The sequence below is a fragment of the Brenneria goodwinii genome, assembly GCF_002291445.1.
Lineage (GTDB): Bacteria > Pseudomonadota > Gammaproteobacteria > Enterobacterales > Enterobacteriaceae > Brenneria > Brenneria goodwinii.
Genome location: NZ_CP014137.1, coordinates 4452421 through 4467119 on the forward strand (window position 1 = coordinate 4452421; position 14699 = coordinate 4467119).

The 14699-nt window shown below is 45.0% G+C and carries 11 protein-coding genes and 2 pseudogenes; 5 read left to right on the plus strand and 8 right to left on the minus strand.

The features are described from left to right. The first annotated feature begins 452 nt into the window (after window positions 1–452). Entirely contained in the window at window positions 453–599 is a 147-nt protein-coding gene (locus ACN28R_RS19695; protein WP_156186727.1) for a hypothetical protein, read from the plus strand. A gap of 1050 nt (window positions 600–1649) precedes the next feature. Beyond that, a complete protein-coding gene (locus ACN28R_RS19700; RefSeq protein ID WP_048636984.1) occupies window positions 1650–2789 on the plus strand; it encodes a PIN domain-containing protein in 1140 nt (379 codons plus the stop codon). 538 nt (window positions 2790–3327) lie between these two features. Here ACN28R_RS19700 and ACN28R_RS19705 read toward each other — a convergent pair. The 3 genes and pseudogenes from ACN28R_RS19705 to ACN28R_RS19715 all read right to left on the minus strand — a co-directional run. Beyond that, window positions 3328–3642 (minus strand): annotated as a pseudogene (locus ACN28R_RS19705) (STM2901 family protein); the annotation flags it as partial. Window positions 3643–3892: 250 nt separating this feature from the next. Next, window positions 3893–4294 carry a hypothetical protein gene (locus tag ACN28R_RS19710; protein ID WP_095835283.1) on the minus strand — a complete coding sequence of 134 codons (402 nt, stop codon included), beginning with the start codon at window positions 4292–4294 and terminating at the stop codon, window positions 3893–3895. Then, window positions 4291–4984, minus strand: a pseudogene (locus tag ACN28R_RS19715) (hypothetical protein). The gene ACN28R_RS19710 and the pseudogene ACN28R_RS19715 overlap by 4 nt, the downstream one beginning before the upstream one ends. A gap of 719 nt (window positions 4985–5703) precedes the next feature. On the opposite strand from ACN28R_RS19715, the gene ACN28R_RS19720 reads away from it, so the two are divergent. Continuing rightward, window positions 5704–7599, plus strand: coding sequence for a P-loop NTPase fold protein (locus tag ACN28R_RS19720; RefSeq protein WP_095835284.1), 1896 nt, complete (start codon window positions 5704–5706; stop codon window positions 7597–7599). 1410 nt (window positions 7600–9009) lie between these two features. On the opposite strand, the gene ACN28R_RS19725 is transcribed toward ACN28R_RS19720, so the two are convergent. Then, entirely contained in the window at window positions 9010–9273 is a 264-nt protein-coding gene (locus tag ACN28R_RS19725) for a helix-turn-helix domain-containing protein (protein WP_039550300.1), read from the minus strand. A gap of 121 nt (window positions 9274–9394) precedes the next feature. Between ACN28R_RS19725 and ACN28R_RS19730 the strand changes: the two genes are divergently transcribed. Together ACN28R_RS19730 and ACN28R_RS19735 are read left to right on the plus strand one after the other, a co-directional pair. Then, a complete protein-coding gene (locus ACN28R_RS19730; RefSeq protein ID WP_095835285.1) occupies window positions 9395–9658 on the plus strand; it encodes a helix-turn-helix domain-containing protein in 264 nt (87 codons plus the stop codon). A gap of 129 nt (window positions 9659–9787) precedes the next feature. After that, window positions 9788–10039 (plus strand): helix-turn-helix transcriptional regulator, encoded by a 252-nt coding sequence (locus ACN28R_RS19735; protein ID WP_034918379.1) that lies wholly within the window; start codon window positions 9788–9790, stop codon window positions 10037–10039. Here ACN28R_RS19735 and ACN28R_RS19740 read toward each other — a convergent pair. The 4 genes from ACN28R_RS19740 to ACN28R_RS19755 all read right to left on the minus strand — a co-directional run bounded on the left by ACN28R_RS19740 (window position 10021) and on the right by ACN28R_RS19755 (window position 14649). Then, window positions 10021–11304: a tyrosine-type recombinase/integrase gene (locus tag ACN28R_RS19740; RefSeq protein ID WP_095835286.1), complete on the minus strand. Its 1284-nt coding sequence runs from the start codon at window positions 11302–11304 to the stop codon at window positions 10021–10023. The genes ACN28R_RS19735 and ACN28R_RS19740 overlap by 19 nt on opposite strands. Window positions 11305–11540: 236 nt before the next feature. Next, window positions 11541–12404: a YicC/YloC family endoribonuclease gene (locus ACN28R_RS19745; protein ID WP_095835287.1), complete on the minus strand. Its 864-nt coding sequence runs from the start codon at window positions 12402–12404 to the stop codon at window positions 11541–11543. A 132-nt stretch (window positions 12405–12536) separates the two neighbouring features. Beyond that, entirely contained in the window at window positions 12537–13445 is a 909-nt protein-coding gene (locus ACN28R_RS19750; protein WP_095835288.1) for a LysR family transcriptional regulator, read from the minus strand. A 127-nt stretch (window positions 13446–13572) separates the two neighbouring features. Further along, window positions 13573–14649, minus strand: coding sequence for a dipeptidase (locus ACN28R_RS19755; RefSeq protein ID WP_095835289.1), 1077 nt, complete (start codon window positions 14647–14649; stop codon window positions 13573–13575). Window positions 14650–14699 lie beyond the last annotated feature (50 nt).

Sequence of the window (14699 nt, forward strand, 5' to 3'; positions counted from 1 at the left end):
TCTAAAAGCAGTATCATTTCATAAGTATAGATATTTAAAAAATTACCCGATAATTTGTTGTCTCCTTGCTTTGCTTACCATCATGGTCTATAAATTAAGTTAAGGTTTATTAATAAAAGAGAATTAATAGAAAATGAAAAAACAGGGTAGCCTACGTGAACTTTGCCCACAAGAAATGAAAGCCGTTTCTGGTGGTATAGAAGTTATATTTCACAAAACCAAAAACAGTATATTTCTTCAATTTCGCCCAGGACATATAACACCGAAAGGTTGATCGATAGATTCTTGATGCGGAATGTTAGCGACAAGCCTATAAAACTTTCGATTATGAAACTGAGAGTCATTTTAGTCGAATGGTTTATTGTGAACTTAAATTCTGAAAAAATTTAATGTTTAGAGTTAAAGATAAATAATATAACCATGTTGGTTTTTATTTTCCTAAGGAGATACAAATGAAAGCACAAAATAAACTGCGTGAACTAAACCTTAAAGAAATGAAAGCGGTTTCTGGTGGGATCGGCGTTAAATGGGGTGGAGTTAAAGGTGGTAACGGCGGTTATGTTCAATTCTTTATGGGTTCTAGACCTGGTAAAGGTTGATAATCAACCTATTTATAGCGCTAAATTATAAATATTGAATGACAAAACCGACCTTTATTACGGTCTCTATTAACCGGATAAAGGCGGTTTTATTTTTTATCAGGCAAAATACTCGCTGAATCTCTCCCTATCTGTTCTCAGGTATAAATATCGATTTCCCGCTTAACTTATCTTTTTAACCTGCATATGCGCTTGTAAACATCAGCCAGATATTGCGGGCAGCCAGGCCTCATCAGCGCGGAAAACTCAGCATATTTTTTTCTTTCTCCGGCAAAATATTTTTAACCGCGCTGATATCGTCATCTCTAAACACGATAGACACCTTTCCTAACGTGATCTCCCGTCTCTTGGTTTGCTGAGTGTATCTCAGCATCTAGTAGGATCCTCCTTTGGAGGGAACTTTCAGATATAAGCCATTACCATCACCATATTTTCTGGTTTGTCCTGACTTCAAGACTGCCTGAACGGTCTTAACGGTCAGTGACCCATCTCATTTCTCTTTCAAAAGCGCTACAACCCTTATGGTATAAGGATCCACATCTTTGGGAGGGGGAGTATGGCTATAATCCGGGGATTTCTTCTTGTAAAGAAAAATACGTCCCGATTTACCCCCCACTTGGCGGTAGTTTTTGATGGTTTTCAAGCGAACTGAGTAGACGATGTTTTTGATTAAATGCCCTTAAAAACAGGGCGTTATAGGATTTGATGGACTTGAATGGAAATTTTTCGATATTTTGGATCTGTTTATTGAATATGAATAAAAGGTATTAGGAATTAGCTTGTTAGTATGATTTTGTCTGTGGTTTCGGCGGTTTACTACCCGATGTACTATCCATAAATCAAATGTCCATCGTCACCAATAATTAGCATGGCAATAATGAAAGTTTCACTTGGTAGTAACCTCATTTACAGAGGTCAACGTATTATGATTAAATATTTATATTGTAAGTTCGCTAATCAAGAGTTATTCTCATATTTAATTAAGATGCTTTTTCAGGTGCTGTAGGCTATGCAGATAGTAATATATTAATGTACGTCTAAGGATGAATAATGACGCATGAGTGTAACGTCATCAATAATAATGTGAATGGCGTATTTTCTGATGAAGAAGCGATATTGGTTGACTTGGTTCGGTTGGGGGAAATTACCGCCATTACAATAGATTCGGTGATTTTTACCGAGAATGGATATAAACTTAATTCAGGAATTATAGGTCAATTATCACAATTTAAAGATGAAAAATTTACTTTTTTGCTTACCGAAGTCGTTTTTGAAGAAACAATAAAACATATAGCTGGTCTACATGAAAATCGAATTAAAAAAATTGAGAATCTTTTAAAAATAGCCTCTGACTATATTAGTGAAGATCTCTTAAATGAAGTTGAAGATGAAATTTTATCACTTTCTTCTCCTAAAAACATTGCCATGTATGAACTTAATCAATTCATGTTGTCAACAAATGCTGAGTTGGTCCTCAATGAGGAAACCTATGTCTCTGAAGTTACTGAGTTATATTTTTCATGTAAAGCTCCGTTCGCTCAAACAGGAAACAAAAAAAATGAGTTCCCAGACGCGATAGCTCTACTTAGCCTGCGTTCATGGGCTAAGGCAGGTAACGGTATTATTGTCGTCTCAAAGGATGATGATTGGGCTAGATTTTGTGCTGATTCACATAATGATAAATTGTATCATGTTAAAGATTTATCGACTGCACTTGCAATCATAAATGCCAGTAAGCTTGAAAGATATTCTATTGAGACGCAACGCTTAAATAAATTTCAGGAATATATTGCAAGTGAAGCCTTTCATAAGGATGTTATTGATGGTTTAAAATTTAAAGCAATTGAAAATATAACGCCGAAAGGACATGCTAATTATATATATGAAGCTGAATTGTCTGAAGTGGATGTGAAAGATTTTGCATTTACGGAAAATGATTCTTTTTCTCGAATTCGAGATGACGCTTTTTCTTTGGTTTATCTTTTTGACATTCAAGTCATTTTCTATTTTAAAGCGAATTTTTCATTTTTTGATGCAGTGAATAAAATAGAACTTGGAGAAAAGAATTATCATCGTAGCGAGTTATTTAATGCATCGCTTATCATAAAAGTAGAATCCCATAATATATCTGTTGAACCTCTTATTAAAAAAGATAGTGTTATTGATTTTGGCATCATTCATCCTGATTAATAACATATCAATTGAAGTCTGACTCAGAGTACTCATTGCTAACTTTTTCATGAAAGATAAACTGTTTTTTGATGTGTTGTTCTTATTATGTGTTTTTTTAAATTATAATTCCTGCACTATATCATGAAGTAAACAATGCTATATTGCAGTTTTTATTGTGAACGTATTATCATTAGGTAAGTTTAAATTATGGCTAAAAAACGTGACTTCATTTCCAATATAGCGCTGTTGAGCAGTATAATTCAAATTATAGCTTAATGACTTGCTTAGCCGGTACATATCACATATTTCGGCCGTATTATCATAAGAAACAATCCAAGGATAATTAAATTTATGCGATTGTAATTCGATCGAAATGGCTAGATGATCATCATGTTCGTAATAGTTTCGGTATAATCCTTTCTCTTTTAAATAATACGGAGGATCAAGATAAATTAACGAATATTTAGGTGGAAACTCGACACATCTTTTTAAGAGTGATAAGGAATCCTCACAATATACAGAAATATTTTTTGAATAAGATGCAATTTTCCTTATTCTAGATGCAATAACGTCTTTTTTTAAATCTTGCATCCAATTTATATGTGCCAGATTGTCCTTTACCACCAATAACTCCCGCTTTTAAAATACCAGAAGGTATTGAGCGGCCAACAAACGTTCCCAGTTTGTGCGTCATGATGACTTTCATCTTGAAAGGGTTACCAATGATCGCTGGTAACGGAAATGGTAACTTATATTTTTGCAAACGTTGCCGGGCCAATTTTGATGCCCAAGATGTCCCGGGCGTGGCGGTGGCAAACTTCCCGGATACTGCAATACTGTTCCTTCTCGCGTAGATTGCTGCTGCGGCCAAGTAGGTAGCAGTATCAAAAAAAGTGATATATCTCCTGTGCGCGGTATCGGAAAGGCGATATTTCATACAGACATGGTAAAAGCAAGACGGAGAACACCTATCCAACTGCCATCTTCGATTTTTCGAACTTTTAAAAACCCATGACCTAACAGGATTTCCTCAATTACATCGTCGCTATTGCCTTCAAATGCTGCTCTATTGAAGTGGAATGACAGTACTCCACTGACACATAGGCAATCAATACAAAAAATTAATCTGTGAAGGTCAGTTTCACCGCGTTTTCAGTTTTGGTTATGTATGCGCTTTTGTTTGAGTCTTCTTTCGCCCACCGCATACCAAACACAGGATCCTCAACTTGGCTGTACCCTAAAGAATTGAGGTAATCGGCCAACATAGTCTCATTTGTGTCTTTGCTGTACTCGATCTCATCAATCTGAGGCGCATTTCCATCTGTCGCTCTGAAATGGATGGTTGTATCGTCAGTTAAAAGCGGGGCGCCCTTAATCTCGTCTGGGGCGATCAGTTTATACGTTAACCAGTCAGAACGTGAGTAATCTGCGCTGTCGGTAAGAGCGATGGATGCAGTTTTGTAAGAACCGAATATCAGTGCAGCAATGACTACAACTGAAGCAATTTTAACAATTTTAGTCATCGGTAATCCTTCATTGGTTCCACAGCAATATTCATATGGATGCCTTCGTTGGTGATGACATTAACCGTACCGTCACTAAAGTTGTTATACGGTGTAATAGCTTTCATGAACTGAGGTAGTTCTCCGTATGTCGGTCTTACCGATTTATTTTTTTCCGGATCTGGGAAGAGCATCGGGCGGAATAATTTGTTTTTGTAATTACCGATCGCACCGTAGTGATCCCAGCGCTTTAGAGCGTTTTGCTTGCTGATTAAACGGAGTTGTGCGAAATAGTTCATAGGACGGACTACACGATAAAAACCTAAGAGGTCAGATACTAAATCTTCTGAGCTAAAACCGCTATCTGTAGTCCAGCTAAACGGAATAGATGCCTGTAGATTCTCAAATCGTAGTGCCGTGCGCATCATCATAGCGAGAGCTATGCTATGCCTAGTTGCTAGATCTCTGCCTTTCTTCACATTCCAACGTGCGTGAACACCTATGCCCAAATTTGTACATTGATTGTGAATAAACAATTTTGTAGTAGGGTTCAGATCGCTTTTCGCCAGCATCCATTTGGTCGAGAACAATGCGGATGTCATTGCCGGCAGCATGGCCAAGGTCGATCCATCCTAAAATTTCAGAGTAAACAAGCCCGTATGTAGCCGTCAATACATCTGAAAGCTCTATCAAATCCCCTCTTTTGCTCATTAATCTTCCCTCTGCATAATCTAAAATCGCGTAATTGTACGATTGAGAATAGTGCTGATGAAAAAAGATAGGTGATGTCGCGGAAACCTTAAGGCACCTTCGGGTGCCTTTCAGACTGAGTGAGACAACACGAGATCGCGTGAAACGTTATTCGATATTCTGGATTTGTTTGTTGAATATGAATAAAAGGTATTAGAAATTAGCTTGTTAGTATCATTTTGTCTGTGGTTGCGGCGGTTTACTACCCGATGTACTACCCGTTTGGGTTAGGATATTTATAGGCCTGTAGAGTCGTTATCTGGCTTCATAGGTTAAGGAATGTAACTGGCTGTTTGGCTCCAATTCGCTCTGATCGTTGGGTCAGTGCCCAGGCTGTGTGAAAACGTTTTTTTGATCGCAGAGACTGCCAAAAACCGCGCTCATACGTGAAATCCGGCTCTACTAAAACCAGTCGATCAATTTCAGATTTTGCGTAGACGCGCGCATTTCAGTTGTAGAAATTTTTATTGAACCACTGGCTAAAATCACAAAAATAGCCAATGAGTTAAAATTTGCACAACTCGTGCCTGTCTGTATAGATTTTTTCGATTGACACATCATCAGACTCAGAGGAAAACATTGAGATATAGGCAAATAAACGTTAGCTTGGTATTATTGCAAACCTACACCTGCTGGGTGCGTTAGTTTCCTAATTTTAGAATTAAGGTCAAGCATTCATTATGGATAATCCAAATTTTCATATCGAAGAATTCCTTCAATATTACTACTCGTTTGGACAAGAACCAGGTTATGCGGTTTTATTAAAAGGTAAATGGGGGACTGGCAAGACATGGTTTATTAATCAGACGCTGAAAGTTCATGAGCAACAAGGTGGCAAACACCTTTATGTAAGCCTATATGGTGTCACTTCTTTTGATGAAATAGAAGATGAATTTTTTAAACAGTTGCATCCATTACTTTCTTCAAAAAGTATGGCTTTGGCGGGTAAAATAGCTAAAGGATTAATAAAAGCCACACTAAAAATTGATTTAAATGGTGATGGTAAAATGGATGGTAGTGTTTCTGCACAAGTACCAGAGTTAGGTCTGCCTAAATATCTCACAAATACATCTGGTTTTGTAATAGTATTCGATGACCTTGAGAGAGCGTCTATAAAATTAGAAAATTTACTTGGGTATATAAACCACTACGTAGAGCACCAAGGTTATAAAGTAATAATAGTGGCAAACGAAGAAGAGATATTGACTCTGCAAGAAAAAAATGAAGACTTTAAGCACTCATACAGAAGAATTAAAGAAAAGCTTGTTGGTAAAACCTTTGAGATAAACCCTAACTTAAAGGGGGCGTTATTAAACTTTATCTCTGAGATAAAAAATTGCGATGCAAAATCTCTCTATGAAAAAAATATCGATGTTATATCGGAGATTTATGAAAACTCAGAATACCAAAATCTAAGACATTTAAAACAATCTCTTTGGGATTTTGAAAGGTTTTTGAGATTTGTCAGCAAGGATGCGCTATCGAAAAATGATTTATTAGACCATTTAATGAAAATATTCCTCATTCTTTCATTCGAGATAAAAAGTGGAGAAATCCTCCCCAAAGATATATCTCGATTTAAGAGTGACTACTTTTCAAGCATTCTTGAACTCGGGTCAAAAAATAAAGAAGATACACCGTATCAAAAAGTAAGTAAGAAATACAACAACATAAATCTTAGAAATCTTTTGATTGAGGAATCAATATGGATTGATTTCTTTGATAAAGGCTGTTGTTCGATAGAAAAAGTACAGGAATCACTTGAAAAATCTGAATACTACCTCTCAGAAAACACTCCCAACTGGGTGAGGTTATGGCATTCAATGGATTTAAGTGATGAAGAGTTTGATGCTGCTCTTGAGTCTGTGGAAAAAGATTTTTACGAAAAGGTATTTTCGGAATTAGGTGTAATCAGGCATGTGGCTGGGACTTTTCTTTGGCTTTCAAAAATAGGATTAATTAAAAAAGCTAAACGAGAAATATTAGAGTTTTCCTGTGCTTATATTGATCACCTTAAAGATCGTGGACAACTTAATACAGATACTTTTAATAGACCTAGATTCAGAGAGCACGAATCATGGGGCGGCCTTGGTTTTCATGAAAGTGAATCTGAAGAATTCATAGAATTAACTAAATACATAGAAAAACTGAGCGAGCAGGCCGTAATTGAAGATTATCCTAAAGCTGGAAGTGAATTACTTCGCCTTATAGATAAAGATCCTGATTCATTCTATAATAAGGTAGTTCTTTGCAACAGTCCAGATAATATTTACTACAAAACACCAATATTCCAATATATTGATAAAAATAGTTTTGTAAGTTCATTCGTAAGCGCTAGGCCAAGTTCAAGAAACATTGTTTGCTATGCCTTCTCTGAAAGGTATAAATTCGATGAATTTAATTCATTACTTGCTCCTGAACTAGACTGGCTAATAAATGTTATTAATCTACTAGAGGAAAAAAGACAGTTACTTGAAGGGAAAATTAGTGGTTATCAGATTCAATCCTATATTAACAATTATTTTAGACCTGCTATGGAAAGACTAGAAAAATATGAAGCTAACAAGAAAAGTTAGTCGAATTGTTAAAGCTACTGCTACTTTGGGCATTAGAGTAAAGAATTTATCTTGAGGTTAAAACGGCTAAAGATATTAAATAATTATTAAATATGTAGATCCTATGTGCCTACTACAAGATCGGAAGCAATTGCATTTGGATAAGTCTATCGCCTGAAATGGATCATTATTCGGTAATTTACAAAATTTTTCATCATACTGTTTGTGGACTCCAGCGCTCCTGAACGGATTTCTATGGAATGGAAATCCGTTCAGGAGCCAACAAGCGTAGCGCGTTAGCCGCTTGATATACGGATTTTGGCGCAGTAAATTGTCAGTGTTACACCGGTGCTGCAAGCAGCACTCCCATGTTGCCACGACCTTCAAGGCAACGCTCAGGCCCAACCTGTGTGGTCAACTCCCAACCCGCCCCGCTACCGGTTTGCGGGTGATCGCTGCGGCGATGGTAGCTACCTTATCCCAACGCCTTAGGGCTGCATCCTGTTTATTTTTCGTGAAGCAACTGTTCTGCCGTTGTTCGCACACTCACTGATGCGTACCACCCCTATAGCTGGCGCAGCCATCTGCCCTTTTGCTGCCTCAGCGAATGCATCCATGAGGCAGCGGCGTCACTTCATACGGCGCAAAGCCGTTGCAAGTGACGCCGCGAACGATCTCTGCGCCAGCCCTTACGCCACAGCGCTTTCCGGCGTGCCCTGTCATCTGACGCACATTTTCTGCGTCAATTCTCATCAACCCACTTATCAGAGGAGGACTGAACCGATACCTGAGGCAGGCTTTCAGCCTGAGGGGATTACCCTGCTGATGCAGGCGGCTGCACCGAGTGCATAACCGATATCTCCGTCATACCTCAACCACTGCCGCTCCGGCGCGCAGGTATTGTTCAGTGCGGCACGGTTTCCCCGTGTCGTAAATCGCCGTGCGCCGGAGAACAGAGGTTATTGAGGATGAGGGGATAGCATATGTCACGATTAAGCCGGGAGATGCAAACGCTAGTCCGACAGGCTGGCGGCAGCCATACCCGGTTTCAGCAACCGGTAAGCCAGCTCACTGGTGTCGATGGATTTAGGGCATGGAGACGGGCGCGGGCGGTATGTGCAGCAGGTCTACGGCAGAACGGCGTAGGCCCTTTCCCCTAGCTGGCCCATCAGTTCACGTTCTTCAGGTAACCCCGCCAGCCAGGGAAAAAGATCAGATTGGCACTGAAATGGGGAATTAAGTGTTACCTATGTGGTACTGGTGGGGGAACCCGGCCCAAAAAAACCGGGTTCCCCCACTATCCACGTATATAGCGGAGTCAGGTGGGGAGAATGACCAAAAACCGCATGCTGACGGGGTTGAATGCCAGATCGCCGTTTTCTGGTGGGGGAAAACACGATCCGTCTGCAAGTCGGGTGAAAATGGGGGAAGTCAGGCGGATTTTTTTCTGATCTGCTTGTGGCGTTCAATCAGGTTGCCTTCTTCATCGAAGTAGCGGCTCGGCCAGATCTCCGACGGATGAATACCTAATGCCTCCGCGATCAGAAATTCGCCTTTCGGCCACGGGCGGGTAAGCACGTTCGCCAGCGTTGAAGAGCTTAATCCTGCCTGCCGGGATACCGCTGCCATCGTTATCTTTTTCTTGTGTAACGAGGCAATTATGTCTGCCGGATGCATATCAATTTTGTTAGTCATGCTCCCTCCTTGATCGTAGAGACAGAATAATTTTTCAACATCAATACTAAGTAATACTTAGTACATTTTCAACAGGCAGACATGAAAATCACCGCTGGTTATCCAGTCGGTCGGGATTCTCATGCTGCCATATCGTTTGAAGGAAGCCAGATTAAAAGCCGGTTTATCGCAGCAGCAGCTTGGTGTGCTCGCCGGTATCGATGAGGCGACGGCCAGCGCACGGATGAATCAATATGAGCGCGGCGTGCATACTCCTGATTTTGAACTGGTGTGCAGGTTAGCCGCTGTGTTGAATACCCCTGCCAGTTATTTTTACACCGTTGAAGATGATTTAGCGGAAATCATCCTTACTTACGCCCGCCAGAAAAATACCGACGCTTTTTAAATCTCCCTCTTTCTGGATTTAAGCAATAAAAACGAGTAGTTGAGAAAGCATCACTAAGTAATGCTTAGTATATTTTCAATAGGTTAGCGTGAAAACTACGGCTTACATATCGTGTAAGTCGGGATCCTCATGCTGCCACATCGTTTAAAAGAAGCCAGACTAAGAGCGGGCCTGTCGCAACAGCGGCTTGGGGTTCTGGCGGGTATTGATGAAGCCACGGCCAGCGCGCGGATGAACCAATATGAGCGCGGTGTGCATACGCCTGATTTTGATCTTGCCTGCCGACTGGCGGCGGTGCTTGATGTTCCTGCCTGCTATTTTTATACCGTCGAAGACGATCTTGCCGAAATCATTCTGAATTATCACCCTACGAAAAAATAGCGCTTGTCTGCGTTATTGCTCTGTTCGTTCGAAGTGCTGTGCCGCTCGTTGTTCTCAATAATCGGCTTAACGAGCTCTGCCAGTTTACAATGCGCTTCCCGCCGTTCCTCAAAGTAATCATACCGATCATAAATGCCTTCAACGCCTTTCAGCTTATGATTAAGGCACCGTTCGGCGACATAACCCGGAACGCCTAACGCGGCCAGCAGGCTGCGGCAGGTGCGGCGCAGGTCGTGTACGGTGAACGGTTCAAGTTCACCCATGCGGTTGGGCGGTTGAATTTTCCTTCCCGGTTCGCGGCCGAAAAGTTTGGCGATCGCCCGGTTGAGGGTATCGCTGCCCATATGCGGCGAACCGCTGGCCCGGCGGTTGGGGAATACATATGCTGAACCGTAGGCGCGTATCTTCAATTCCCGCAGCCATTCCAGCGTCAGCGGGGGTAGGGGAATCACAATGGCGACGCCCGATTTGCTCCTTGTCGCAGGCAGTTCCCACGTTGCGTCTTCGAGGGAAAATTCATCCCATTGGGCTTCGGTCAGTTCGCTTTTGCGTACGCCAAGCACGATCAGTAATGCGCAAGCCAGATAGTTATCGCGAGTGAAGCTGTCGCTCTGGTTGCGGAATACCTGAAAAACCTGCGTCAACTCTTCCAGACTCAACGCCCGATCGCGGCTTTTTTCAATGCCGCCCGCATCATCCACCTTGAACGCCGCCGCCGGGTTATGGACGAGAAGCCCAAGTTTTATGCCGTGATTAAACAGTTGTTTCAGGTACATCAGCGCATCGTTGGCGGTGCAGGGTCTGCCGCTGGCGGTGATTTGCTGGATGATGGCGCGTATGTCCAGCGGTGTGACCTTGCCTAACGCCAGCTCGCCAATGTGTGGCGCGATCTCTCTGGCGAAGATCCGCTGTGGGATATGCGGGTGCTTAAGGCGTCGCGCCAAATCCTGTTTCCAGTCGTTAAACAGATCGTTGACGGTATGGATTCTGGCGGGGCGATTGTGTTTACGTTCGGCTATGGGATCGTCGCCTTTTCTGACCTTCCTGCGGGCGTCTTCGGTCTGAGAGCGGGCTTCCGCCAGCGACAGATCGGACGATTTGCCCAGCGTGAGCGAACGGCGTTTGGCATTCAGGGTATAGCGCAGCATCCAGTAAGGTTCGCCGCGCTGCGGCAGCATCAGATACAGCCCCTGACCGTCGCTGTATCGTCCGGGACGGCTTGCTTTCAGGATGGACTGTATGGTTTTAACGGTCAGATTTCCCATGCCCTGCCTCCCTAAGGTATCCCGCCAGCGCCCGTCAATCGTGGCCTGCGCGAAAAAGTGGGTAGTACATAGGTTATAAAACGAACATTTTGGCTTGTAAAGCGATTGTACTACCCAATGTACTACCCGTTTGGCAGTGGATTTCGGTGGATTCGGGTAGCACGCAGTAGACGTTGATGGCAACAAAAACGCCCTGAAAACAGGGCGTTGTGGCAGTCGGTGGAACAGGGTGGACGTTACTCGATATTCTGGATTTGTTCCCGCATTTGTTCGATAAGCACTTTCAGTTCGATGGCGGAGGTGGTGACGTCGGCGTTGATGGATTTGGACGCCAGCGTGTTCGATTCGCGGTTGAATTCCTGCATCATAAAATCCAGGCGGCGGCCCACGGCTTCCTCTTTCTTTAGGATTTTATAGGTTTCCGCCACGTGGGCTTCCAGGCGATCGAGCTCTTCCGCGACGTCGATGCGCTGAGCCATGATGACCAGTTCCTGCTCCAGCCGGTTGTTTTCCAACTGAACCTGCGCGTCTTCCAGCTTGCTGAGCAGCCGTTCGCGTTGCCATTGCAGGATGTTCGGCATCTGCGCGCGGACTTTGGCGACTTCGGCGCTGACGCCGGCCAGCCGTTGTTCAATCAGCGCTTTTAAGGCATTGCCTTCGCTTTCCCGCGCGCTGATGAAATCATCCAGCGTGCGGTCTAATGCTTGTAACAACTCGGCGCTGATGGCATCCAAATCCTGCTCTTCCGCCGCCATCACGCCGGGCCAGCGCAGGATATCGACCGGGTTGATTTCCCCTTCATCGCTTTGCATTTTTACCCAGTTGGCGGCGTTAACCAGTTGTTTAGCCAGGTTTTCATTCAGAATCAGCGAGCTTTGCGCCCGTGGATCCAGATCAAAACGCAGGTTGCATTCAATTTTACCGCGGGTCAGGCGGGCGCGGATGCGATCGCGGATAACTGGCTCTAGACTGCGGAACTGTTCTGGCAAACGGATGTAGGTTTCCAGATAGCGCTGGTTAACTGAACGCAGTTCCCAAGCTGCGCTGCCCCAGTCACCCTTGACTTCTCGTCGGGCGTAAGCGGTCATACTGCGAATCATTGGTGCATACCTGTAAAGCGAATGATGAGGGGGATTATAACGTTGTGTCTCCGGGCAGGGTAGAACAAAATCGACGGGCAGGCCGTCGGGCCGCCTGAAAGCGGGGCTTGATGCTATCGATGTCAGTGCGGGTTATGCCGCGTGCAATAGCGCTTCGTTCTGTTTGGCGATCTCCTGGCATTTGCTTTTCATCATCTGTTTTAGCTGCAATGTCGCCCGCGACTGCGGATTATCCCGGCGGCTAATCAGCGTCACTTCGAACGGTAAGGGCTGGTCGATAGGAACGATTTTAAGCAGGTCGGCATAACGACAGGCGGTAAAAAGATCGACTACACCGACGCCGCCGCCGGCCAATACCATATCGGCAATCACCGAGTAGGTCTTGATGTACAGCGAGGCCGCCGGTTTCAGGTTCCGATCGCGTAACGCCCGGTGTAATACCTGGCCGAGCGGATCCTGATGCTGCATCATCAACAGATTATTGGCGCACAGCCATTCGAGCGAAACGGGACCGTTCACCGGGCTGTCTTTCGGCAACAACGCCACCATGGAAGATTGAAACAACGGTTCCGCCAGCAATGCCGCAGGCACCTGCTGACCGAAAACCAGGGCGAAATCCAACTGATCTTGCAGAATATTCAGGCAAAGGGTGCTGAAGTGCTCCGTGACCAGCTCCACATCGATCCGCGTTTCCTGTTTATGAAATTCCACCAGCGCAGGTGCGACAATCATCTGCCCGAAAGCATGTGCGGCGCCAAGACGGACGGATTGCTCTTTGCCGGTTTTGATCTGTTCGGTCAAGGAGCTGATCGTTTGCAAATGTTTGAACAACTCCTGAACTTTGGGGATCAGGCGGCGGCCCTCTTTCGTGGCGATCATGCCTTGCGTATGCCGTTCAAACAGCGCGAAGCCAAGCTGTTGCTCAGCGTGATTAAGCACCCGGCTGACATTAGGCTGGGAAACATTCAGCAAACGGGCGGCGCCGCTGATGGTTCCCGCCTGCACGATAGCCTGAAAAATTTCGATGTGTCGTAAACGCATGGGAGTACGCCCTGTGTATCTTTTGGGTGGTGGTTGTGCCGTCAGGCACAACGTTGTCGGCAATATATATGCAATATCCACGCCATACAGCAGGGGTCATACTCCCTTTGCGGTGCTGAATTTTAAACTAGGCTCCCCAGGTGGTTTCCAGCACGCGCAGCCAGTTGCCGTAGCAAATCTTTTCCAGCAACGGGCGATCGTAGCCCCGTTGCGCCAGCGCATTGACCAGCCGCGGCAGCCCGGCGACATCGGCCAGATCCGGCGGGACGGTGGTGCCGTCGAAGTCCGAACCTAAACCGACGCCGTCTTCGCCCAGTTTGGTCAGCAGATAATCAACATGGCGAACGATCTCTTCCACCGTCGCATTAGGATCTTTTTTCCCATCTTCGCGCAGGAACATGGTGCCGAAGTTCACGCCGACAAAGCCATGGCTTTCCCGAATAGCGGCCAGTTGGCTGTCCGTCAGGTTACGCGATTGGGCGCAGAGCGCGTGCGCGTTGGAATGACTGGCGACCAGCGGGGCGTCGGTGATGTCGGCGGTTTGCCAGAAGCCTTTTTCATCCATATGCGAGAGATCCACCATAATGCGCTTGGCGTTGCAGGCCCGCACCAGGCGTTTCCCCGCTTCCGTCAGCCCGTCTCCGGTATCCGGCGTTGAGGGGAAACGGAACGGCACGCCCTGACCAAAAATATTCGGGCGGCTCCATACCGGCCCCAGCGTGCGCAAGCCGGCCGCGTGCAAGATATCCAGCAGTTCCAGATCGGGATCGATCGCTTCGGCGCCTTCGATATGCATCACCATGGCCAGCACGCCCTCGGTCATACACTGGCGGATATCCGCCGCGCTACGGCAGATTTTGGCCTGCCCGGCGGATTCCGCCTCAATGCGCAGCAGGGTGGAAATCAATGAAAACGTTACCTCTCTGGCGTTTTCCATCGTCGGCGTGGCGTGGGGAACAAACAGCCCTCCGCTTTCTGGTACAGATTTTGCTGCTGCCTTGGGCGAAGGAACATAGGCGGCAAACAAACCGCCGGCAAAACGGCCCTGCCGGATGCGGGGCAGGTCGATCTGGCCTGCCGCCGGACCGTTTAGAAAGGCCTCCGCCGGGTTAGCCCGGTGAGAAGACCAAAGACGCAGGAGTACGTCATTATGTCCGTCGAAAACAGGGATTGGTTCACTGATGGGTAGCTGATTGTCTGGCATAGTCACAAGTACCGGCTCTGGATGCGATGTAATGGGGCGTTGGTTTGTTC

Excerpts from the sequence above, each read along its gene's own strand:
- ACN28R_RS19720 (WP_095835284.1), top strand. The coding sequence starts at position 5,704 with ATGGATAATCCAAATTTTCATATCGAAGAATTCCTTCAATATTACTAC.
- ACN28R_RS19730 (WP_095835285.1), top strand. The coding sequence starts at position 9,395 with ATGCTGCCATATCGTTTGAAGGAAGCCAGATTAAAAGCCGGTTTATCG.
- ACN28R_RS19735 (WP_034918379.1), top strand. The coding sequence starts at position 9,788 with ATGCTGCCACATCGTTTAAAAGAAGCCAGACTAAGAGCGGGCCTGTCG.
- ACN28R_RS19750 (WP_095835288.1), bottom strand. The coding sequence starts at position 13,445 with ATGCGTTTACGACACATCGAAATTTTTCAGGCTATCGTGCAGGCGGGA.
- ACN28R_RS19725 (WP_039550300.1), bottom strand. The coding sequence starts at position 9,273 with ATGACTAACAAAATTGATATGCATCCGGCAGACATAATTGCCTCGTTA.
- ACN28R_RS19700 (WP_048636984.1), top strand. The coding sequence starts at position 1,650 with ATGACGCATGAGTGTAACGTCATCAATAATAATGTGAATGGCGTATTT.
- ACN28R_RS19695 (WP_156186727.1), top strand. The coding sequence starts at position 453 with ATGAAAGCACAAAATAAACTGCGTGAACTAAACCTTAAAGAAATGAAA.
- ACN28R_RS19745 (WP_095835287.1), bottom strand. The coding sequence starts at position 12,404 with ATGATTCGCAGTATGACCGCTTACGCCCGACGAGAAGTCAAGGGTGAC.
- ACN28R_RS19740 (WP_095835286.1), bottom strand. The coding sequence starts at position 11,304 with ATGGGAAATCTGACCGTTAAAACCATACAGTCCATCCTGAAAGCAAGC.
- ACN28R_RS19755 (WP_095835289.1), bottom strand. The coding sequence starts at position 14,649 with ATGCCAGACAATCAGCTACCCATCAGTGAACCAATCCCTGTTTTCGAC.
- ACN28R_RS19710 (WP_095835283.1), bottom strand. The coding sequence starts at position 4,294 with ATGACTAAAATTGTTAAAATTGCTTCAGTTGTAGTCATTGCTGCACTG.